A 25,801-nucleotide genomic window follows, 5' to 3' on the forward strand; every position below is an offset into this window, starting at 1 on the left:
CCCGCAAAAATATCCCTGTAAATAAACTGGAATCTTTCGGCATCCCGCATGAAACTTTTCACCCATTTTTCGGTGATAAAAACATTTTTTTCATTTAAAGTGAACGGTAGTAAGATAAAAAATATTGAAAACAATGAATAAATAGCCAAAATTGTTTCCTATTAGGATAGGGGATCTTGCGGTCTTTATCCACTTATGTTAAACGCCGCAATGCTGACTGACGGCTGCCCGTTTTAATAGCGGCAATCTGTTTTTTTGTTTGGAAGCTCTGCTTTTTAAGTGTAGTACTTTGGGCTATTTCGGCTGTTAGTTCATAAGAATTAAAAGCTGATATGGATAAGAAAGAGAAAATGCGTTGCACATGTTCACTGCTTATAAAGATTAGGGGAGGTATGACAATATGGAAATAACTTTTTACCCTTTAACGGATGCACAAAAACGAATTTGGTATACAGAAAAATTTTATCCTCACACGAGCATTTCAAATCTTGCGGGGATTGGTAAGCTGGTTTCAGCTGATGCGATTGATTATGTACTTGTTGAGCAGGCGATTCAAGAGTTTATTCGCAGAAATGAAGCCATGCGCCTTCGGTTGCGGCTAGATGAAAACGGGGAGCCTGTTCAATATATTAGCGAGTATCGGCCTGTTGATATAAAACATACTGACACTACTGAAGATCCGAATGCGATAGAGTTTATTTCACAATGGAGCCGGGAGGAAACGAAGAAACCGTTGCCGCTGTACGATTGTGATTTATTTCGTTTTTCCTTGTTCACCATAAAGGAAAATGAAGTGTGGTTTTACGCAAATGTTCATCACGTGATTTCTGATGGTATCTCCATGAATATTCTCGGGAATGCGATCATGCACATTTATTTAGAATTAGCCAGCGGCTCAGAGACAAAAGAAGGAATCTCGCATTCATTTATCGATCATGTTTTATCTGAACAGGACTATGCTCAATCGAAGCGGTTTGAAAAGGACAAGACGTTTTGGAACAAACAATTTGAATCGGTGCCTGAACTTGTTTCCTTGAAACGGAATGCTTCCGCAGGAGGAAGTTTAGATGCTGAGAGGTTCTCTAAAGATGTGCCTGAAGCGCTTCATCAGCAGATTCTGTCATTTTGTGAGGCGAATAAAGTCAGTGTTCTTTCGGTATTTCAATCGTTGCTCGCCGCCTATTTGTACAGGGTCAGCGGCCAGAATGATGTTGTGACGGGAACCTTTATGGGCAACCGGACAAATGCGAAAGAGAAGCAGATGCTTGGCATGTTTGTTTCTACGGTTCCGCTTCGGACAAACATTGACGGCGGGCAGGCGTTTTTAGAATTTGTCAAAGACCGGATGAAGGATCTCATGAAGACACTCCGCCACCAAAAGTACCCGTATAATCTCCTGATCAACGATTTGCGTGAAACAAAGAGCTCTCTGACCAAGCTGTTTACTGTTTCTCTTGAATATCAGGTGATGCAGTGGCAGAAAGAAGAGGATCTTGCCTTTTTGACTGAGCCGATTTTCAGCGGCAGCGGATTAAATGATGTCTCGATCCATGTGAAGGATCGATGGGATACTGGGAAACTCACCATAGATTTTGATTACCGCACTGATTTATTTTCACGTGAAGAAATCAACATTATTTGTGAGCGCATGATTACAATGCTGGAGAACGCGTTAACGCATCCAGAACATACAATTGATGAATTAACGATGATTTCTGATGCGGAGAAAGAAAAGCTGCTTGCGAGGGCCGGCGGTAAATCTGTGAGCTACCGTAAGGACATGACGATCCCGGAACTGTTCCAAGAAAAGGCTGAGCAGCTTTCAGATCATCCGGCGGTTGTATTTGAAGATCGTACATTGTCCTATCGAACGTTACATGAACAATCGGCACGCATCGCCAATGTGCTGAAACAGAAAGGGGTTGGCCCGGACAGTCCTGTCGCGGTTTTGATTGAACGCTCTGAACGGATGATTACAGCTATCATGGGGATTTTAAAAGCCGGCGGAGCCTATGTGCCGATTGATCCGGGTTTTCCTGCTGAGCGCATTCAATATATTTTGGAGGACTGCGGGGCGGACTTCATCCTAACTGAATCGAAGGTTGCGGCGCCTGAAGCCGGTGCTGAGCTGATTGATTTAGATCAGGCAATTGCAGAAGGTGCAGAAGAAAGCCTGAATGCAGATGTGAACGCACGGAACCTTGCCTACATTATTTACACATCGGGAACAACCGGACGTCCGAAAGGCGTTATGATCGAGCATCGCCAAGTTCATCATTTGGTTGAATCTCTGCAGCAGACGATTTATCAAAGCGGCAGCCAAACCCTGCGGATGGCATTGCTTGCGCCGTTCCACTTCGATGCGTCAGTGAAGCAGATCTTCGCGTCGCTTCTTTTGGGACAAACCCTTTATATCGTACCGAAGAAAACAGTGACGAACGGGGCCGCCCTTGCTGCATATTATCGGAGAAACAGCATTGAGGCGACGGATGGAACACCGGCTCATTTGCAAATGCTGGTAGCAGCGGGCGATTTTGAAGGCCTAACACTGAAACACATGCTGATCGGAGGAGAAGGCCTGTCATCTGTTGTTGCGGACAAGCTGCTGAAGCTGTTTAAAGAAGCCGGCACAGCGCCGCGTTTGACCAATGTGTACGGACCGACTGAAACATGCGTTGACGCGTCTGTTCATCCGGTTATCCCTGAGAATGCAGTTCAATCAGCGTATGTGCCGATCGGGAAAGCGCTGGGGAATAACCGCTTATATATTTTGGATCAAAAAGGCCGGCTGCAGCCTGAAGGCGTGGCGGGCGAGCTTTATATCGCGGGAGACGGTGTGGGCCGAGGCTATTTACATTTGCCTGAATTAACGGAAGAGAAGTTTTTACAAGATCCATTCGTGCCGGGCGATCGCATGTACCGGACCGGGGATGTGGTACGCTGGCTTCCAGATGGAACAATCGAATATTTAGGCAGAGAGGATGACCAGGTCAAAGTCCGCGGATACCGGATTGAGCTTGGGGAAATTGAAGCCGTGATTCAGCAGGCGCCAGACGTTGCAAAAGCCGTTGTTTTGGCACGCCCTGACGAACAGGGAAATCTTGAGGTTTGCGCATATGTTGTGCAGAAGCCTGAAAGCGAATTTGCGCCAGCCGACTTGAGGGCGTATGCGGCCAGACAGCTTCCTGACTATATGGTGCCGGCTTACTTTACAGAAGTGACAGAAATTCCGCTTACGCCAAGCGGCAAAGTCGACCGCCGCAAGCTGTTTGCACTAGAGGTGAAGGCTGTCAGCGGCACCGCCTATACAGCGCCGCGAAATGAGACTGAAAAAGCAATCGCAGCCATTTGGCAGGACGTACTGAATGTTGAGAAGGCGGGGATCTTTGACAATTTCTTTGAAACTGGCGGGCATTCATTGAAAGCCATGACCCTTTTAACAAAGATTCATAAGCAAACAGGCGTCGAGATTCCGCTTCAATATTTGTTTGAGCATCCGACGATTGCGGCTCTTGCAGAGGAGGCTGATCACAGAGAAAGCCGGGCATTTTCGGTGATTGAACCTGCTGAAAAACAGGAGCATTACCCGCTTTCCCTGGCACAGCAGCGAACATATATCGTCAGCCAGTTCGAGGATGCGGGAGTCGGCTACAACATGCCGGCAGCAGCAATTCTGGAAGGGCCTTTAGATATTCAAAAGCTGGAGTGCGCATTTCAGGCGTTAATCCGACGCCACGAGTCATTGAGAACATCATTTGTTCTTGAAAACAGCACGCCGAGACAGAACATTCACGATAGCGTTGATTTCAACATCGAAATGATTGAAAGAGGCGGCCGCTCAGATGAGGCAATTATGGCTTCATTCGTTCGGAAATTTGATTTGGCGAAAGCTCCGCTATTCAGAATCGGTTTGCTGGGGCTTGAAGAGAACCGTCATATGCTGCTGTTTGACATGCACCATTTGATTTCTGATGGTGTATCCATTGGCATTATGCTGGAGGAGTTAGCACGCATTTATAAAGGCGAACAGCTTCCTGAACTTCGTCTCCAGTATAAGGACTACGCTGTATGGCAAAGCAGGCAGGCTGCTGAAGGGTACAAGAAGGACCAGGCTTATTGGAAGGAAGTCTTTGCAGGCGAGCTCCCGGTGCTTCAACTTCTGTCCGATTACCCAAGACCGCCTGTTCAAAGCTTTGAAGGGGATCGGGTGTCAATCAAGCTGGATGCGGGGGTAAAGGATCGCCTCAATCGTTTGGCTGAACAAAACGGCGCCACTTTATATATGGTGATGCTGTCCGCTTACTATACGCTTTTGTCAAAGTATACGGGACAGGATGACATCATTGTCGGGACACCGTCAGCCGGCAGAAATCATTCCGATACAGAGGGCATTGTCGGGATGTTCGTCAATACGCTTGCGATTCGCAGTGAGGTCAAGCAGGATGAGACGTTTACCCAATTGATCTCGCGTGTTCGTAAACAGGTGCTGAATGCCTTTTCTCATCAGGACTATCCGTTTGAGTGGCTTGTTGAAGATTTGAACATCCCGCGTGATGTTAGCAGGCATCCGCTGTTTGACACGATGTTCAGCCTTCAAAACGCGACAGAGGGTATTCCGGCTGTCGGCGATCTGTCCTTGTCTGTTCATGAGACCAATTTCAAGATTGCCAAATTTGATTTGACGGTGCAGGCGAGAGAAATCGATGAAGGCATTGAGCTTGATTTGGATTATAGCACGAAGCTGTTTAAACAAAGCACGGCAAACAGGCTGCTTACGCATTTTGCGCGTTTGCTTGAAGATGCTGCGGCTGATCCGGAGAAGCCGATTTCTGAGTATAAGCTTCTTTCTGAAGAGGCGGCTGCTTCGCAAATTCAGCAGTTTAACCCGGGCAGAACACCTTATCCGAAAGACAAAACAATTGTTCAGCTGTTTGAGGAGCAAGCGGCGAATACGCCAGACCATACTGCGCTTCAATATGAAGGCGAATCACTCACTTATCGTGAGCTGAATGAACGGGCCAATCGTTTAGCCCGCGGCATTCTTTCTCTTGGAGCTGGCGAAGGCAGGACAGCGGCTGTCTTATGTGAGCGGTCAATAGATATGATTGTGTCGATCTTGGCAGTATTAAAATCAGGTTCGGCTTATGTTCCGATTGATCCGGAACATCCGATGCAGCGGATGCAGCATTTCTTCCGTGACAGCGGAGCAAAGGTGCTTCTCACTCAGAGAAAATTAAAGGCTTTAGCGGAAGAAGCGGAATTTAAGGGCGTTATCGTGCTAGCCGATGAGGAAGAGAGCTATCATGCCGATGCGCGCAATCTCGCACTGCCTCTTGATTCTGAAGCAATGGCCAACCTGACGTATACCTCTGGAACGACTGGAACACCTAAGGGGAATATCGTGACACATGCCAATATTCTCCGCACGGTGAAGGAAACGAATTATCTCAGCATTACAGAACAGGATACGATTCTCGGTCTTTCCAATTACGTGTTTGACGCGTTTATGTTCGATATGTTCGGCTCTTTGTTAAACGGAGCCAAGCTGGTGCTGATACCGAAGGAAACCGTTTTGGACATGGCTCGCCTGTCCCGCGTCATTGAACGGGAGAACATCAGCATTCTCATGATTACAACCGCTTTGTTCCACTTGCTTGTGGACTTGAATCCGGCGTGCTTGTCAACGCTTCGCAAGATTATGTTTGGCGGGGAACGGGCTTCGGTTGAGCATGTCAGAAAAGCTTTGCAAACGGTTGGAAAGGGCAAGCTCCTTCACATGTATGGGCCGTCTGAAAGCACGGTTTTCGCGACGTATCATCCGGTTGATGAATTGGAGGAGCACACGCTGTCTGTTCCGATTGGAAAACCGGTTAGCAATACGGAAGTATACATTCTTGACCGTACGGGACACGTGCAGCCTGCCGGGATTGCCGGAGAGCTTTGCGTCAGCGGCGAAGGACTCGTGAAAGGCTATTACAACCGTCCAGAACTGACTGAGGAGAAATTTGTTCCCCATCCGTTTACATCCGGCGAACGCATGTATAAAACGGGAGACCTTGCGAGATGGCTGCCGAATGGCGACATCGAATTTATCGGGCGAATCGACCATCAGGTGAAGATTCGCGGACAGCGCATCGAGCTTGGAGAAATCGAACATCAGCTGCAAACCCATGATCGTGTTCAGGAGAGTGTTGTGCTTGCCGTTGATCAAGGAGCGGGAGATAAACTGCTTTGCGCTTACTATGTCGGAGCGGGAGACATCTCATCACAAGAGATGAGAGAGCATGCTGCGAAGGACTTGCCGGCATATATGGTTCCTGCGGTGTTTATCCAAATGGACGAGCTGCCGCTGACAGGGAACGGAAAAATTGACCGGAGAGCGCTGCCGATTCCTGATGCCAACGTTTCAAGAGGTGTTTCATATGTTGCGCCACGCAATGAAACGGAACAAAAAGTCGCAGACATTTGGGCACAGGTGCTTCAGGCTGAACAAGTCGGCGCTTATGACCACTTCTTTGACATTGGCGGACATTCATTAGCAGGCATGAAGATGCTTGCCTTGGTTCATCAGGAACTGGGCGTTGAGCTGTCACTCAAGGATCTCTTCCAGTCACCGACGGTTGAGGGCTTAGCACAGGTGATTGCCTCTGCTGAAAAAGGGACAGCCGCAAGTATCAGCCCGGCAGAGAAACAAGATACGTATCCTGTTTCTTCACCGCAAAAACGGATGTACGTGCTTCAGCAGCTTGAGGATGCGCAAACGAGCTATAACATGCCGGCGGTTCTGCGCCTGACAGGTGAGCTTGATGTTGAAAGGCTTAACAGCGTCATGCAGCAGTTAATGCAGCGTCATGAAGCCTTGAGAACCACGTTTGAAATAAAAGATGGAGAAACGGTGCAGCGGATCTGGGAAGAGGCTGAGTGTGAGATAGCCTATTTCGAAGCCCCGGAAGAAGAGAGAGAGCGGATCGTTTCTGAGTTTATTAAGCCTTTCAAAATCGACCAACTTCCACTGTTCAGAATAGGGCTTATCAAGCATTCAGACACTGAGCATGTGCTGCTGTTCGATATGCATCACATTATTTCTGACGGTGCGTCTGTCGGTGTGCTGATTGAAGAACTTTCAAAGCTGTATGACGGAGAAACCCTTGAGCCGCTCCGTATTCAATATAAGGATTATGCCGTGTGGCAGCAGCAGTTCATTCAGTCTGAGCTTTACAAGAAGCAAGAAGAGCATTGGCTGAAGGAGCTGGACGGAGAGCTGCCGGTGCTGACGCTTCCGACTGATTACAGTCGGCCTGCCGTTCAAACATTTGAGGGAGACCGCATTGCATTTTCATTAGAAGCAGGCAAAGCTGATGCTCTGCGCAGGCTTGCAAAAGAAACGGATTCCACGCTTTACATGGTGCTTCTGGCTTCATACAGTGCATTTTTATCAAAACTTAGCGGGCAAGACGATATCATCGTCGGTTCACCTGTCGCCGGACGATCTCAAGCGGACGTCAGCCGCGTCATCGGAATGTTCGTCAATACATTGGCGCTTCGCACGTATCCGAAGGGTGAAAAGACCTTTGCTGACTATCTTAACGAAGTGAAAGAAACGGCACTCAGCGCTTTTGATGCGCAGGATTACCCGCTTGAGGATTTGATCGGAAATGTTCAAGTTCAGCGTGACACAAGCAGAAACCCGTTATTCGATGCAGTTTTTTCAATGCAAAATGCGAATATAAAGGATTTAACAATGAAAGGGATTCAGCTTGAGCCGCATCCGTTTGAACGGAAAACAGCCAAGTTTGACCTCACGCTGACGGCTGACGAAACCGACGGAGGGCTTACATTCGTACTCGAATACAATACAGCTCTGTTTAAGCAGGAAACGATTGAACGATGGAAGCAATATTGGATGGAGCTTTTAGATGCAGTTACTGGGAACCCGAACCAGCCGCTTTCCAGCCTGTCACTGGTCACCGAGACAGAAAAGCAAGCGCTTCTTGAGGCATGGAAGGGCAAGGCGCTGCCTGTGCCGACAGACAAAACAGTTCATCAGCTATTCGAAGAGAATGTCCAGCGCCACAAAGACCGCCCGGCTGTCACATACAACGGCCAGTCTTGGACGTACGGCGAGCTGAATGCGAAGGCAAACCGTCTCGCGCGGATTCTGATGGACTGCGGCATCAGCCCGGATGACCGCGTCGGCATTCTCACGAAGCCGTCGCTTGAAATGTCCGCCGCGGTGCTCGGCGTCTTGAAAGCCGGAGCGGCGTTTGTGCCGATTGATCCTGACTACCCGGATCAGCGGATTGAGTATATTTTACAGGACAGCGGCGCGAAGCTCCTCTTGAAACAGGAAGGCATTTCAGTGCCGGACAGCTATACGGGAGATGTCATTCTTCTCGACGGAAGCCGCACGATTCTAAGCCTGCCGCTTGATGAAAACGACGAGGGAAATCCAGAGACGGCTGTAACCGCGGAGAACTTGGCGTACATGATTTACACGTCTGGAACGACCGGACAGCCGAAGGGTGTCATGGTCGAGCACCATGCGCTTGTGAACCTGTGCTTCTGGCACCACGACGCGTTCAGCATGACAGCGGAGGACCGCAGTGCGAAGTACGCGGGCTTCGGGTTCGACGCTTCCATTTGGGAGATGTTCCCGACCTGGACGATCGGTGCTGAACTTCACGTCATTGATGAAGCGATCCGCCTCGATATCGTCCGCCTGAACGATTATTTTGAAACGAACGGCGTAACGATCACGTTCCTGCCGACACAGCTTGCGGAACAGTTCATGGAGCTTGAGAACACATCACTTCGCGTCCTCTTGACCGGAGGAGACAAGCTGAAGCGCGCAGTGAAAAAGCCGTACACACTCGTCAACAACTACGGGCCGACAGAAAATACGGTCGTTGCCACAAGCGCAGAAATCCATCCGGAGGAAGGCTCGCTTTCCATCGGAAGGGCCATTGCCAATACGAGAGTATACATTCTCGGCGAGGGCAATCAGGTGCAGCCGGAAGGCGTAGCCGGAGAGCTTTGCGTGGCGGGGCGCGGACTGGCACGCGGCTATCTGAATCGAGAAGGCGAAACCGCGAAGCGGTTTGTCGCTGATCCGTTTGTGCCGGGTGAGCGCATGTACCGCACCGGCGATTTGGTGAAATGGACGGGCGGCGGCATCGAATACATCGGCCGGATCGACCAGCAGGTCAAGGTCCGCGGCTACCGGATCGAGCTTTCAGAAATTGAAGTCCAGCTCGCCCAGCTTTCTGAGGTGCAGGATGCGGCAGTGACAGCTGTCAAGGATAAAGGCGGCAATACAGCAATCGCGGCGTATGTCACACCGGAAACAGCTGACATAGAAGCACTAAAATCAGCACTAAAGGAAACCCTGCCGGATTACATGATCCCGGCGTTCTGGGTGACGCTGAACGAGCTTCCGGTTACGGCAAACGGCAAAGTGGACCGCAAAGCCTTGCCTGACCCGGACATCGAAGCGGGAAGCGGAGAATACAAAGCGCCGACGACCGACATGGAAGAGCTGCTTGCCGGCATCTGGCAGGACGTGCTTGGAATGTCTGAAGTCGGTGTCACCGACAATTTCTTCTCGCTTGGCGGAGATTCCATCAAAGGAATTCAAATGGCGAGCCGCTTGAACCAGCACGGCTGGAAGCTGGAAATGAAAGATCTCTTCCAGCATCCGACGATCGAGGAGCTTACCCAATATGTAGAGCGTGCCGAAGGCAAACAGGCAGACCAAGGCCCGGTGGAGGGCGAAGTCATCCTGACGCCGATCCAGCGCTGGTTCTTTGAAAAGAACTTCACGAACAAGCACCACTGGAACCAATCGGTGATGCTTCACGCCAAGAAGGGCTTTGATCCTGAACGGGTGGAGAAAACATTGCAGGCGCTGATCGAGCATCATGACGCGCTCCGCATGGTCTATCGTGAGGGACAGGAAGACGTCATTCAATACAACAGAGGTCTTGAAGCTGCTTCAGCTCAATTGGAGGTCATCCAGATTGAGGGCCAAGCTGCAGATTACGAAGACCGTATAGAGAGAGATGCGGAGCGTTTGCAAAGCAGCATCGACTTGCAGGAAGGCGGCTTGTTAAAAGCAGGCTTGTTCCAAGCGGAAGACGGAGACCACTTGCTTCTTGCCATTCACCACTTAGTGGTTGACGGCGTGTCGTGGCGGATTTTACTGGAGGATTTCGCCGCGGTATATACACAGCTTGAGCAAGGCAATGAACCGGTTCTCCCGCAGAAAACACATTCATTTGCAGAGTATGCAGAGAGATTGCAAGACTTCGCGAACTCCAAAGCCTTTTTGAAAGAAAAAGAGTATTGGAGACAGCTTGAAGAACAAGCTGTTGCGGCAAAGCTTCCGAAAGACCGCGAATCTGGTGATCAGCGAATGAAACATACAAAGACAATTGAATTCTCGCTGACTGCTGAAGAGACAGAACAGCTCACCACAAAGGTGCATGAGGCATATCACACAGAAATGAATGATATTTTGCTGACGGCATTCGGATTGGCAATGAAGGAGTGGACGGGTCAAGATCGAGTAAGTGTTCATTTAGAGGGGCATGGACGTGAAGAAATCATAGAAGACCTGACCATTTCTCGCACAGTCGGCTGGTTTACAAGTATGTACCCAATGGTGCTCGATATGAAGCATGCGGATGATCTGGGCTACCAGCTGAAGCAAATGAAAGAAGATATCAGACATGTGCCGAATAAGGGAGTCGGATACGGCATTCTGCGCTATCTGACGGCACCGGAACATAAAGAAGATGTGGCGTTCTCGATTCAGCCGGATGTCAGCTTCAACTATTTAGGTCAGTTTGACGAAATGTCGGATGCAGGTTTGTTTACGAGATCAGAGCTGCCATCAGGACAGTCATTAAGCCCTGAAACAGAAAAACCGAATGCGCTGGATGTTGTCGGATATATCGAAAACGGAAAACTGACGATGTCACTGGCCTATCATTCTCTTGAATTTCATGAAAAAACAGTACAAACATTCAGTGACAGCTTTAAAGCGCATCTTCTCAGAATCATTGAACATTGCCTATCTCAAGACGGTACGGAACTGACCCCGAGTGATCTTGGTGACGACGATTTGACGCTGGATGAGCTGGATAAATTAATGGAAATTTTCTAATAGAGGTGGCATATGAGCAAAAAATCGATTCAAAAGGTGTACGCACTGACACCAATGCAGGAGGGAATGCTGTATCATGCGATGCTTGATCCGCATTCTTCCTCGTACTTCACACAATTAGAGCTTGGGATTCACGGCGCTTTTGATCTTGAAATCTTTGAGAAAAGCGTCAATGAACTGATTCGGTCATACGATATTCTCCGTACGGTATTTGTGCATCAGCAGCTGCAAAAACCGCGTCAGGTCGTGTTAGCGGAACGCAAAACAAAGGTGCATTATGAGGATATCAGTCATGCAGACGAGAACCGCCAGAAAGAGCACATTGAGCGTTACAAACAAGACGTTCAGCGCCAAGGCTTTAACCTGGCAAAAGACATTTTGTTCAAGGTAGCGGTTTTCCGCCTTGCTGCAGATCAGCTGTATCTTGTCTGGAGCAATCATCATATTATGATGGACGGCTGGAGCATGGGCGTCCTCATGAAAAGCCTGTTCCAAAACTATGAAGCGCTCAGAGCAGGAAGGACACCTGCAAACGGTCAAGGCAAGCCTTACTCCGACTACATCAAATGGCTTGGAAAACAGGACAATGAAGAAGCGGAGAGCTACTGGAGCGAGCGCTTGGCGGGTTTTGAACAGCCAAGCGTGCTCCTGGGCCGCCTGCCTGTAAAAAAAGACGAATACGTCAATAAAGAATATTCCTTTACATGGGATGAAACACTGGTTGCCCGCATTCAGAAAACCGCAAACCTCCATCAAGTGACAGGGCCTAACCTATTTCAGGCCGTTTGGGGCATTGTTCTCAGCAAATACAACTTTACGGATGATGTTGTCTTCGGAACGGTCGTCTCAGGAAGGCCGTCTGAAATCAACGGAATTGAAACGATGGCGGGGCTGTTTATCAACACTATTCCGGTGCGGGTGAAAGTTGAACGAGATGCTGCATTCGCTGATATTTTCACAGCTGTTCAGCAGCATGCAGTAGAGGCAGAGCGTTACGATTACGTGCCGCTCTATGAGATTCAAAAACGCTCAGCCCTTGATGGCAATCTCTTAAACCATCTGGTCGCGTTTGAAAATTATCCGCTTGATCAAGAGCTTGAAAACGGCAGCATGGAAGACCGCCTCGGGTTTTCGATTAAGGTAGAAAGCGCATTTGAACAAACGAGCTTCGATTTCAACCTGATTGTGTATCCAGGCAAAACATGGACCGTCAAAATTAAATATAACGGAGCCGCCTTTGATTCCGCTTTTATCGAACGGACAGCGGAGCACCTTACCCGCATGATGGAAGCAGCTGTCGATCAGCCGGCCGCTTTTGTGCGTGAGTACGGGCTTGTTGGAGACGAAGAGCACCGGCAAATTGTCGAGGTGTTTAACAGCACGAAAGCCGAACTCCCTGAAGGAATGGCTGTTCATCAGGTGTTTGAAGAGCAAGCGAAACGGACGCCGGCGAGCACTGCCGTCGTATATGAAGGAACCGAGCTGACGTACCGCGAGCTGAATGCAGCGGCTAACCGTCTGGCGAGAAAGCTTGTCGAACAAGGGCTTCAAAAAGGGGAAACAGCAGCGATTATGAACGACCGCTCAGTAGAAACCGTTGTCGGCATGCTGGCTGTTTTAAAAGCAGGCGCCGCATATGTGCCGCTTGATCCAGCGCTTCCTGGGGATCGTCTTCGTTTCATGGCAGAGGACAGCTCCGTTCGAATGGTTTTGACCGGAAATTCTTATACAGGGCAGGCACATCAGCTGCAAGTGCCGGTTCTTACACTGGACATAGGCTTTGAAGAGAGTGAAGCGGCTGACAATCTCAACCTGCCATCCGCCCCGTCTGATTTGGCGTACATCATGTACACATCCGGTTCAACGGGCAAACCGAAAGGCGTCATGATCGAACATAAAAGCATTCTGCGCCTCGTCAAAAATGCCGGGTACGTTCCTGTTACTGAAGAGGACCGCATGGCGCAAACGGGAGCTGTCAGCTTTGATGCCGGAACGTTTGAGGTATTCGGCGCACTGCTGAATGGCGCAGCGCTTTATCCGGTCAAAAAAGAGACGCTGCTTGATGCGAAACAATTTGCTGCATTTCTGCGTGAGCAAAGAATCTCGACGATGTGGCTGACATCACCTTTATTCAACCAGCTTGCCGCAAAGGATGCGGGTATGTTCGGCAACCTGCGCCATTTAATCATCGGCGGAGATGCCCTTGTCCCGCATATTGTCAGCAAAGTAAAACAGGCATCGCCGTCGCTTTCATTGTGGAACGGATACGGCCCGACAGAAAACACGACGTTTTCAACCAGTTTTCTGATCGACCACGAGTATGGCGGCTCTATCCCAATCGGGAAGCCGATCGGAAATTCCACTGCCTACATCATGGATGAGCAGCAATGCCTGCAGCCAATCGGCGCGCCTGGTGAGCTTTGCGTAGGCGGAATCGGTGTAGCGCGTGGGTATGTCAATCTCACTGAGCTGACAGAAAAGCAATTTCTCGAAGACCCGTTCAGACCGGGTGAGAGAATTTACCGCACTGGTGACTTGGCAAGATGGCTGCCGGACGGCAATATCGAATTTTTAGGCAGAATCGACAACCAAGTAAAGGTGCGCGGCTTCCGAATTGAGCTTGGCGAAATTGAAACAAAACTGAACATGGCTGAGCATGTGACAGAGGCTGCGGTGATCATCCGCAAGAACAAAGCGGATGAAAATGAAATTTGCGCGTACTTCACAGCGGATCGTGAAGTGGCTGTGAGTGAGCTGAGAAAAACACTGTCTCAGTCTTTGCCTGACTATATGGTCCCTGCCCACCTGATTCAAATGGACAGCCTGCCGCTTACGCCAAACGGGAAAATCAACAAAAAGGAACTGCCTGCACCGCAATCAGAAGCCGTGCAGCCGGAATACGCAGCACCAGAAACAGAGAGTGAAAAGAAATTAGCGGAGATCTGGGAAGGAATACTCGGCGTCAAAGCAGGCGTTACCGATAACTTCTTTATGATCGGCGGCCATTCTTTGAAAGCGATGATGATGACGGCGAAAATTCAAGAGCATTTTCATAAGGAAGTTCCGATAAAAGTGCTTTTTGAAAAGCCGACTATTCAAGAACTGGCACTGTATTTGGAAGAGAACGAAAGCAAGGAGGAGCAGACGTTTGAATCGATCAGGCAAGCATCTTATCAGCAGCATTATCCTGTATCCCCGGCCCAGCGGAGAATGTATATTCTCAATCAGCTTGGACAAGCAAACACAAGCTACAACGTCCCCGCTGTACTTCTGCTGGAGGGAGAAGTAGATAAAGACCGGCTTGAAAACGCGATTCAGCAATTAATCAACCGGCACGAAATCCTCCGTACATCGTTTGACATAATCGACGGAGAGGTTGTGCAAACCGTTCATAAAAACATATCGTTCCAGCTGGAGGCTGCCAAGGGACGGGAAGAAGACGCGGAAGAGATAATCAAAGAATTTGTTCAGCCGTTTGAATTAAACCGCGCGCCGCTCGTCCGTTCGAAGCTTGTCCAGCTGGAAGAAAAACGCTACCTGCTGCTCATTGATATGCATCATATTATTACTGACGGAAGTTCAACAGGCATTCTAATCGGTGATCTTGCCAAAATATATCAAGGCGCAGATCTGGAACTGCCACAAATTCACTATAAAGATTACGCAGTTTGGCACAAAGAACAAACTGATTATCAAAAAGATGAGGAATACTGGCTCGATGTCTTTAAAGGCGAACTGCCAATACTGGATCTTCCCGCGGATTTCGAGCGGCCTGCTGAACGGAGCTTTGCGGGAGAGCGCGTGATGTTTGGGCTTGATAAGCAAATCACGGCTCAAATCAAATCGCTCATGGCAGAAACAGATACGACAATGTACATGTTTTTGCTGGCGGCGTTCAATGTACTCCTTTCCAAGTACGCGTCACAGGATGATATCATTGTCGGCTCGCCGACAGCTGGCAGAACACATCCTGATCTGCAAGGTGTGCCGGGTATGTTTGTCAACACGGTGGCACTCAGAACGGCACCAGCGGGAGATAAAACCTTCGCGCAATTCCTTGAAGAGGTCAAAACAGCCAGCCTTCAAGCATTCGAGCACCAGAGCTATCCGCTTGAGGAGCTGATTGAAAAGCTTCCGCTTACAAGGGATACAAGCAGAAGTCCGCTGTTCAGCGTGATGTTCAACATGCAGAATATGGAGATTCCTTCATTAAGATTAGGAGATTTGAAGATTTCCTCGTATTCCATGCTTCATCATGTTGCGAAATTTGATCTTTCCTTGGAAGCGGTCGAGCGTGAAGAGGATATCGGCCTAAGCTTTGACTATGCGACTGCCTTGTTTAAGGACGAGACGATCCGCCGCTGGAGCCGCCACTTTGTCAATATCATCAAAGCGGCTGCGGCTAATCCAAACGTTCGGCTGTCTGATGTAGATCTGCTTTCATCTGCAGAAACGGCTGCTTTGCTAGAAGAAAGACATATGACTCAAATTACCGAAGCAACCTTTGCAGCACTTTTTGAAAAACAGGCCCAGCAAACACCTGACCATCCTGCGGTGAAGGCTGGCGGAAATCTGCTGACCTATCGCGAGCTTGATGAACAGGCGAACCAGCTGGCGCATCATCTTCGTGCCCAAGGGGCAGGAAATGAAGACATTGTCGCGATTGTTATGGACCGGTCAGCTGAAGTCATGGTATCGATTCTCGGTGTCATGAAGGCGGGGGCAGCTTTCCTTCCGATTGATCCTGATACACCTGAAGAACGAATCCGTTATTCATTAGAGGACAGCGGAGCAAAATTTGCGGTCGTGAATGAAAGAAACATGACGGCTATTGGGCAATATGAAGGGACAATCGTCAGCCTTGATGACGGTAAATGGAGAAATGAAAGCAAGGAGCGCCCATCATCCATTTCCGGGTCTCGCAATCTTGCATACGTCATTTATACGTCCGGTACGACCGGAAAGCCAAAGGGCGTGCAGATTGAGCATCGCAATCTGACAAACTATGTCTCTTGGTTTAGTGAAGAGGCGAGCCTGACGGAAAATGATAAGACTGTATTGCTTTCATCTTACGCATTTGACCTTGGCTATACGAGCATGTTCCCTGTACTTCTGGGCGGGGGCGAGCTCCATATCGTCCAGAAGGAAACCTATACGGCGCCGGATGAAATAGCGCACTATATCAAGGAGCATGGGATCACTTATATCAAACTGACACCGTCTCTGTTCCATACAATAGTGAACACCGCCAGTTTTGCAAAAGATGCGAACTTTGAATCCTTGCGCTTGATCGTCTTGGGAGGAGAAAAAATCATCCCGACTGATGTTCTCGCCTTCCGTAAGATGTATGGACATACCGAATTTATCAATCACTACGGCCCGACAGAAGCAACGATCGGCGCCATCGCCGGGCGGGTTGATCTGTCTGAACCGGATGCATTTGCGAAACGCCCGACAATCGGACGGCCGATTACGAATGCCGGCGCGCTTGTCTTAAATGAAGCATTGAAGCTTGTGCCGCCGGGAGCGAGCGGACAGCTCTATATCACGGGACAGGGGCTTGCGAGAGGGTATCTCAACAGGCCTCAGCTGACAGCCGAGAGATTTGTAGAAAATCCATATTCGCGGGGAAGCCTCATGTACAAAACCGGAGATGTCGTACGAAGACTTTCTGACGGTACGCTTGCATTTATCGGCCGGGCTGATGATCAGGTGAAAATCCGCGGCTACCGCATTGAGCCGAAAGAAATTGAAACGGTCATGCTCAGCCTCAGCGTAATTCAAGAAGCGGTTGTACTAGCAGTTTCCGAGGGCGGTCTTCAAGAGCTTTGCGCGTATTATACGTCGGATCAAGCTATTGAAAAAGCAGAGCTCCGGAACCAGCTTTCCCTAACACTGCCGTCTCATATGATTCCTGCTTTCTTTGTGCAGGTTGACGCGATTCCGCTGACGGCAAACGGAAAAACCGACAGAAACGCTTTGCCGAAGCCGAACGCGGCACAATCCGGAGGCAAGGCCTTGGCCGCACCGGAGACAGCGCTTGAAGAAAGCTTATGCCGCATTTGGCAGAAAACGCTTGGCATAGAAGCCATCGGCATTGACGACAATTTTTTCGATTTAGGCGGCCATTCATTAAAAGGGATGATGCTGATTGCCAACATTCAGGCGGAATTGGAGAAAAGCGTACCGCTTAAAGCACTGTTCGAGCAGCCGACTGTTCGCCAGCTGGCGGCTTATATGGAGGCGTCTGCCGTTTCAGGCGGCCATCAAGTACTCAAACCGGCTGACAAGCAGGCTATGTATCCATTGTCATCCGCACAGAAACGGATGTACGTGCTCAATCAGCTTGACCGCCAGACGATAAGCTACAACATGCCATCTGTTCTTCTAATGGAAGGAGAGCTTGATATTTCGCGCCTGCGCGATTCACTCAATCAGCTTGTGAACCGTCACGAATCATTGCGGACGTCATTTATGGAAGCTAATGGTGAGCCTGTTCAGCGCATCATTGAGAAGGCGGAGGTTGATCTTCATGTGTTTGAAGCTAAAGAAGACGAAGCGGACCAAAAGATTAAGGAATTTATCCGGCCATTCGACTTAAACGACGCACCGCTCATTCGCGCAGCTTTGCTTCGAATAGAAGCGAAAAAACATTTGCTGCTTTTAGATATGCATCATATCATCGCAGACGGCGTCTCAAGAGGCATCTTTGTAAAAGAATTGGCGCTGCTTTACAAAGGAGAGCAGCTTCCGGAGCCGGCGCTTCATTATAAAGATTTCGCCGTTTGGCAACATGAAGCTGAGCAAAAAGAACGGATGAAGGAGCATGAGGCGTACTGGATGTCAGTTCTTTCAGGCGAGCTGCCAGAGCTTGATCTCCCGCTCGATTACGCCCGTCCGCCTGTGCAAAGCTTTAAAGGAGATACGATCCGTTTCCGTACGGGAAGTGAGACGGCAAAGGCGGTAGAAAAACTGCTTGCGGAAACCGGAACGACCTTGCACATGGTGCTCCATGCTGTTTTCCACGTCTTTTTAAGCAAAATTTCCGGACAGCGGGATATCGTCATCGGCTCCGTTACTGCCGGCCGGACGAATGCTGATGTTCAGGACATGCCGGGAATGTTCGTCAATACACTTGCCCTGAGAATGGAAGCGAAAGAACAGCAAACATTTGCGGAGCTTTTGGAGCAAGCAAAGCAGACGAACCTGTCAGCGCTTGAGCATCAGGAGTATCCGTTTGAAGATCTGGTTAATCAGCTTGATCTCCCTCGGGATATGAGCCGAAACCCATTGTTTAATGTGATGGTGACGACAGAAAACCCTGATAAAGAACAGCTTACATTGCAAAATCTGAGCATTTCACCTTATGAGGCTCATCAGGGAACTTCTAAGTTTGATCTGACACTGGGCGGATTTACTGATGAAAATGGCATTGGCTTGCAGCTCGAATATGCGACAGATCTGTTCGCAAAAGAAACAGCTGAAAAATGGAGCGAATACGTTCTGCGGCTACTAAAGGCTGTTGCGGATAACCCGAACCAGCCGCTTTCCAGCCTGTCACTCGTCACCGAGACAGAAAAGCAAGCGCTTCTTGAGGCATGGAAGGGCAAATCGCTGCCTGTGCCGACAGACAAAACGGTTCATCAGCTATTCGAAGAGACTGTCCAGCGCCACAAAGACCGCCCGGCTGTCACATACAACGGCCAGTCTTGGACGTACGGCGAGCTGAATGCGAAGGCAAACCGTCTCGCGCGGATTCTGATGGACTGCGGCATCAGCCCGGATGACCGCGTCGGCGTTCTCACGAAGCCGTCGCTTGAAATGTCCGCCGCGGTGCTCGGCGTCTTGAAAGCCGGAGCGGCGTTTGTGCCGATTGATCCTGACTATCCGGATCAGCGGATTGAGTATATTTTACAGGACAGCGGCGCGAGACTTCTCTTGAAACAGGAAGGCATTTCAGTGCCGGACAGCTATACGGGAGATGTCATTCTTCTCGACGGAAGCCGCACGATTCTAAGCCTGCCGCTTGATGAAAACGACGAGGGAAATCCAGAGACGGCTGTAACCGCGGAGAACTTGGCGTACATGATTTACACGTCTGGAACGACCGGACAGCCGAAGGGTGTCATGGTCGAGCACCATGCGCTTGTGAACCTGTGCTTCTGGCACCACGACGCGTTCGGTATGACAGCGGAGGACCGCAGTGCGAAGTACGCAGGCTTTGGATTTGACGCTTCCATTTGGGAGATGTTCCCGACCTGGACGATCGGCGCTGAGCTTCACGTCATTGATGAAGCGATCCGCCTCGATATCGTCCGCCTGAACGATTATTTTGAAACGAACGGCGTAACGATCACGTTCCTGCCGACACAGCTTGCGGAACAGTTCATGGAGCTTGAGAACACATCACTTCGCGTCCTCTTGACCGGAGGAGACAAGCTGAAGCGCGCAGTGAAAAAGCCGTACACACTCGTCAATAACTACGGGCCGACAGAAAATACGGTCGTTGCCACAAGCGCAGAAATCCATCCGGAGGAAGGCTCGCTTTCCATCGGAAGGGCCATTGCCAATACGAGAGTATACATTCTCGGAGAGGGCAATCAGGTGCAGCCGGAAGGCGTAGCCGGAGAGCTTTGCGTGGCGGGGCGCGGACTGGCACGCGGCTATCTGAATCGAGAAGACGAAACCGCGAAGCGGTTTGTCGCTGATCCGTTTGTGCCGGGTGAGCGCATGTACCGCACCGGCGATTTGGTGAAATGGACGGGCGGCGGCATCGAATACATCGGCCGGATCGACCAGCAGGTCAAGGTCCGCGGCTACCGGATCGAGCTCTCAGAAATTGAAGTCCAGCTCGCACAGCTTTCTGAGGTGCAGGATGCGGCGGTGACAGCTGTCAAGGATAAAGGAGGCAACACAGCGATCGCGGCGTATGTCACACCGGAAACAGCTGACATAGAAGCACTGAAATCAGCACTGAAGGAAACCCTGCCGGATTACATGATCCCGGCGTTCTGGGTGACGCTGAACGAGCTTCCGGTTACGGCAAACGGCAAAGTGGACCGCAAAGCCTTACCTGACCCGGACATCGAATCGGGAAGCGGAGAATACAAAGCGCCGACGACCGACATGGAAGAGCTGCTTGCCGGCATCTGGCAGGACGTGCTTGGATTGTCTGAAGTCGGTGTCACCGACAATTTCTTCTCGCTTGGCGGAGATTCCATCAAAGGAATTCAAATGGCGAGCCGCTTGAACCAGCACGGCTGGAAGCTGGAAATGAAAGATCTCTTCCAGCATCCGACGATCGAGGAGCTTACCCAATATGTAGAGCGTGCCGAAGGCAAACAGGCAGACCAAGGCCCGGTGGAGGGCGAAGTCATCCTGACGCCGATCCAGCGCTGGTTCTTTGAAAAGAACTTCACGAACAAGCACCACTGGAACCAATCGGTGATGCTTCACGCCAAGAAGGGCTTTGATCCTGAACGGGTGGAGAAAACATTGCAGGCGCTGATCGAGCATCATGACGCGCTCCGCATGGTCTATCGTGAGGAGAACGGAGAGATCCTGCAAGCATATAAACCAATCAGCGAAAGCAAAGTCAGCTTTGAAATCGTGGATCTGTACGGCTCCGATGAAGAGATGCTGAGAAGCCAGATTAAAATTCTCGCGAACAAGCTGCAAAGCAGTCTCGATCTGCGAAACGGGCCGCTTTTAAAGGCGGAGCAATATCGCACAGAAGCTGGGGATCACCTGCTCATTGCTGTACACCATCTGGTGGTCGACGGTGTGTCATGGCGGATTTTGCTTGAAGACTTTGCTTCAGGCTACATGCAGGCTGAGAAAGAAGAGAGCCTTGTCTTCCCGCAAAAAACAAACTCCTTCAAGGATTGGGCGGAAGAACTGGCGGCATTCAGCCAATCAGCGCATCTTTTACAGCAGGCTGAATACTGGTCGCAAATTGCCGCTGAACAGGTTTCTCCTTTACCGAAGGATTGTGAAACTGTGCAGCGGATCGTCAAGGATACATCATCCGTCCTATGTGAATTAACGGAAGAAGACACTAAGCATCTTTTAACAGATGTTCATCAGCCATATGGAACTGAAATCAACGATATTCTTCTCAGCGCGCTCGGTTTGACAATGAAAGAATGGACAAAGGGGGCCAAAATTGGCATTAACCTTGAGGGACACGGCCGGGAGGACATCATCCCGAATGTGAATATCTCCAGAACGGTCGGCTGGTTTACGGCACAATACCCTGTTGTGCTCGACATATCTGAAGCAGATGCCTCAGCTGTGATCAAAACAGTCAAAGAAAACCTGCGCCGCATTCCGGACAAAGGTGTTGGCTACGGCATTCTTCGTTATTTCACAGAAACAGCGGAAACAAAGGGCTTCACACCGGAGATCAGCTTCAACTATTTGGGCCAATTCGACAGTGAAGTCAAAACCGATTTCTTTGAACCGTCCGCTTTCGATATGGGGCGCCAAGTAAGCGGAGAATCAGAGGCGCTGTACGCTTTAAGCTTCAGCGGCATGATCAGAAACGGCCGGTTTGTGCTTTCCTGCTCCTACAATGAGAAGGAGTTTGAAAGAGCTACAGTCGAGGAGCAAATGGAACGGTTTAAAGAAAACCTCCTGATGCTAATCCGCCATTGCACGGAAAAAGAAGACAAGGAATTCACACCAAGCGACTTTAGCACCGAAGACCTTGAAATGGACGAGATGGGAGATATCTTTGACATGCTTGAGGAGAATTTAAAATAAAACGCAAGGGAATTACAGAAGGCGGGAGCGAAACATATGAGTCAATTTAGCAAGGATCAGGTTCAAGATATGTATTACCTATCGCCGATGCAGGAAGGGATGCTTTTTCATGCCATCCTGAATCCCGGCCAAAGCTTTTACCTTGAACAAATCACGATGAAAGTAAAAGGCAGCTTGAATATCAAATGTCTTGAAGAAAGCATGAATGTGATCATGGACCGGTACGATGTATTTCGTACCGTGTTCATTCACGAAAAAGTAAAAAGGCCTGTCCAAGTCGTATTGAAAAAACGGCAGTTCCATATAGAAGAAATCGATCTGACACACTTAACGGGCAGCGAGCAAACAGCCAAAATCAATGAGTACAAAGAACAGGATAAGATCAGGGGTTTTGATTTGACGCGGGATATTCCGATGCGGGCAGCCATTTTCAAGAAAGCTGAAGAAAGCTTTGAATGGGTGTGGAGCTACCACCACATTATTTTGGACGGATGGTGCTTCGGCATCGTCGTACAGGATCTATTTAAGGTATACAATGCTCTGCGCGAACAAAAGCCGTACAGCCTGCCGCCCGTCAAACCGTATAAAGACTACATCAAGTGGCTTGAAAAGCAGGATAAACAAGCATCACTGCGTTACTGGCGCGAATATTTAGAGGACTTTGAAGGACAAACGACGTTTGCGGAGCAAAGAAAGAAACAAAAGGACGGCTATGAGCCGAAAGAGCTGCTCTTTTCACTGCCGGAGGCGGAAACAAAGGCCTTTACCGAGCTTGCAAAATCGCAGCATACCACTTTAAGTACAGCGCTGCAGGCAGTCTGGAGCGTATTGATCAGCCGCTATCAGCAGTCTGGCGATTTGGCCTTCGGTACAGTTGTTTCAGGGCGTCCCGCGGAAATCAAAGGCGTTGAACATATGGTCGGGCTGTTTATCAACGTTGTCCCGAGACGTGTGAAGCTGTCTGAGGGTATCACATTTAACGGCTTGCTCAAGCAGCTGCAGGAGCAATCGCTGCAGTCTGAGCCGCATCAATATGTGCCGCTTTATGACATCCAAAGCCAGGCCGATCAGCCGAAACTGATTGACCACATCATTGTTTTTGAGAACTATCCGCTTCAGGATGCGAAAAATGAAGAAAGCAGTGAAAACGGCTTTGATATGGTGGATGTTCATGTTTTTGAGAAGTCGAATTATGATCTCAACCTGATGGCTTCCCCGGGAGATGAGATGCTGATTAAGCTTGCCTATAATGAGAATGTGTTTGATGAGGCGTTTATCCTGCGCTTGAAATCTCAGCTTCTCACAGCAATTCAGCAGCTCATCCAGAATCCGGATCAGCCTGTCAGCACGATCAACCTCGTTGACGACAGGGAGAGAGAATTTTTGCTAACCGGCTTAAACCCGCCGGCTCAAGCTCATGAAACAAAGCCTCTGACGGATTGGTTCAAGGAATCAGTGAACGTCAATCCGGATGCGCCGGCGCTTACGTATGCCGGCCAGACCCTGTCTTATCGCGAATTAGATGAGGAAGCGAACCGCCTTGCACGCCGGCTGCAAAAACACGGTGCGGGCAAAGGCTCTGTTGTAGCGCTGTACACGAAGCGCTCACTTGAATTGGTGATCGGCATTCTCGGTGTATTAAAGGCGGGAGCAGCCTATCTGCCGGTTGATCCGAAGCTGCCAGAGGACCGAATCTCGTATATGCTGGCTGACAGTGCGGCAGCCTGTCTTCTGACGCATCAGGAGATGAAAGAACAAGCGGCTGAGCTGCCGTATACAGGCACAACGCTCTTCATTGATGATCAAACACGGTTTGAAGAACAGGCAAGCGATCCTGCAACCGCGATTGATCCTAATGATCCGGCATATATCATGTACACGTCCGGCACAACCGGAAAGCCAAAGGGCAATATGACCACTCATGCCAATATTCAGGGTTTGGTCAAGCATGTAGACTACATGGCATTTTCTGATCAGGATACGTTCTTGTCTGTTTCGAATTACGCCTTTGACGCATTTACTTTTGATTTCTATGCTTCTATGCTGAATGCGGCACGGCTCATTATCGCAGATGAACATACGCTGCTTGATACAGAACGGCTCACAGATCTGATCCTGCAAGAGAATGTCAATGTCATGTTTGCGACAACCGCACTATTTAATCTTCTCACAGATGCGGGAGAGGATTGGATGAAGGGGCTTCGCTGCGTGTTATTCGGCGGAGAGCGCGCCTCAGTGCCTCATGTCAGAAAAGCGCTGCGGGTCATGGGGCCGGGCAAGCTGATTAACTGCTACGGGCCGACTGAGGGAACAGTGTTTGCGACAGCTCACGTCGTGCATGATCTGCCGGATTCCATCTCCTCATTGCCGATTGGAAAGCCGATCAGCAATGCCAGTGTTTATATTCTGAACGAGCAAAGCCAGCTCCAGCCATTCGGGGCGGTCGGTGAACTGTGCATCAGCGGAATGGGCGTGTCAAAAGGGTATGTAAATCGTGCTGACCTCACGAAGGAAAAGTTTATTAACAACCCGTTCAAGCCGGGAGAAACGCTTTACCGCACAGGGGATTTAGCGCGCTGGCTGCCGGATGGAACGATTGAATACGCCGGCCGTATTGACGACCAGGTCAAAATACGGGGACACCGGATTGAGCTTGAAGAAATCGAAAAGCAGCTGCAGGAATACCCAGGTGTGAAAGATGCGGTCGTTGTGGCGGACCGCCCTGAGTCTGGCGATGCATCAATCAATGCCTACCTTGTGAACCGAACGCAGCTTTCAGCTGAAGACGTGAAGGCGCACCTGAAAAAACAGCTTCCTGCTTACATGGTGCCGCAAACCTTTACCTTCTTGGATGAGCTTCCTTTAACGACGAACGGGAAAGTCAATAAACGGCTGCTCCCAAAACCTGATCAGGATCAGCTGGCGGAAGAATGGATCGGACCGCGGAACGAGATGGAAGAAATAATCGCACAAATCTGGTCTGAGGTTCTCGGCAGAAAGCAAATTGGCATTCATGACGATTTCTTTGCGCTCGGAGGGCATTCCTTGAAGGCCATGACCGCCGCTTCCCGCATCAAGAAAGAGCTCGGGATTGATCTTCCAGTAAAGCTTTTGTTTGAAGCGCCGACGATCGCCGGTATTTCAGCGTATTTGAAAAACGGGGGCCCTGATGGCTTGCAGGATGTAACGATAATGAATCAGGATCAGGAGCAGATCATTTTCGCATTTCCGCCGGTCTTGGGCTATGGCCTTATGTACCAAAATCTGTCCAGCCGCTTGCCGTCATACAAGCTGTGCGCCTTTGATTTTATTGAGGAGGAAGACCGGCTTGACCGCTATGCGGATTTGATCCAGAAGCTGCAGCCGGAAGGGCCTTTAACATTGTTTGGATATTCAGCGGGATGCAGCCTGGCGTTTGAAGCTGCGAAAAAGCTTGAGGAACAAGGCCGTATTGTTCAGCGGATCATCATGGTCGATTCCTATAAAAAACAAGGTGTCAGTGATCTGGACGGACGCACGGTTGAAAGTGATGTCGAAGCGTTGATGAATGTCAATCGGGACAATGAAGCGCTCAACAGCGAAGCCGTCAAACAAGGCCTCAAGCAAAAAACACATGCCTTTTACTCATACTACGTCAACCTGATCAGCACAGGCCAGGTGAAAGCAGATATTGATCTGTTGACTTCCGGCGCTGATTTTGACATGCCGGAATGGCTTGCATCATGGGAAGAAGCTACAACAGGTGCTTACCGTGTGAAAAGAGGCTTCGGAACACACGCAGAAATGCTGCAGGGCGAAACGCTAGATAGGAATGCCGGGATTTTGCTCGAATTTCTTAATACACAAACCGTAACGGTTTCATAAATGAAGTGA

General features: G+C 49.7%; 3 protein-coding genes. All 3 read left to right on the top strand.

What is annotated here, in order from left to right:
• Positions 1-400: 400 nt before the first annotated feature.
• Genes srfAA through srfAC form a run of 3 tightly spaced genes read left to right on the top strand, consistent with a single transcriptional unit; the run spans position 401 to position 25,792 of the window.
• Complete coding sequence (gene srfAA / locus AC07VD_RS17320; RefSeq protein WP_494721877.1) at positions 401-11,164, top strand: surfactin non-ribosomal peptide synthetase SrfAA; 10,764 nt, start codon at positions 401-403, stop codon at positions 11,162-11,164.
• A gap of 12 nt (positions 11,165-11,176) precedes the next feature.
• Positions 11,177-21,928, top strand: coding sequence for a surfactin non-ribosomal peptide synthetase SrfAB (gene srfAB / locus AC07VD_RS17325; RefSeq protein ID WP_494721878.1), 10,752 nt, complete (start codon positions 11,177-11,179; stop codon positions 21,926-21,928).
• Between the two features lie 36 nt (positions 21,929-21,964).
• Positions 21,965-25,792 carry a surfactin non-ribosomal peptide synthetase SrfAC gene (gene srfAC, locus AC07VD_RS17330; protein ID WP_494721879.1) on the top strand — a complete coding sequence of 1,276 codons (3,828 nt, stop codon included), beginning with the start codon at positions 21,965-21,967 and terminating at the stop codon, positions 25,790-25,792.
• The last annotated feature ends 9 nt before the right edge of the window (positions 25,793-25,801 follow it).

Source organism: Bacillus sp. GW821-FHT01G09, from assembly GCF_059422205.1.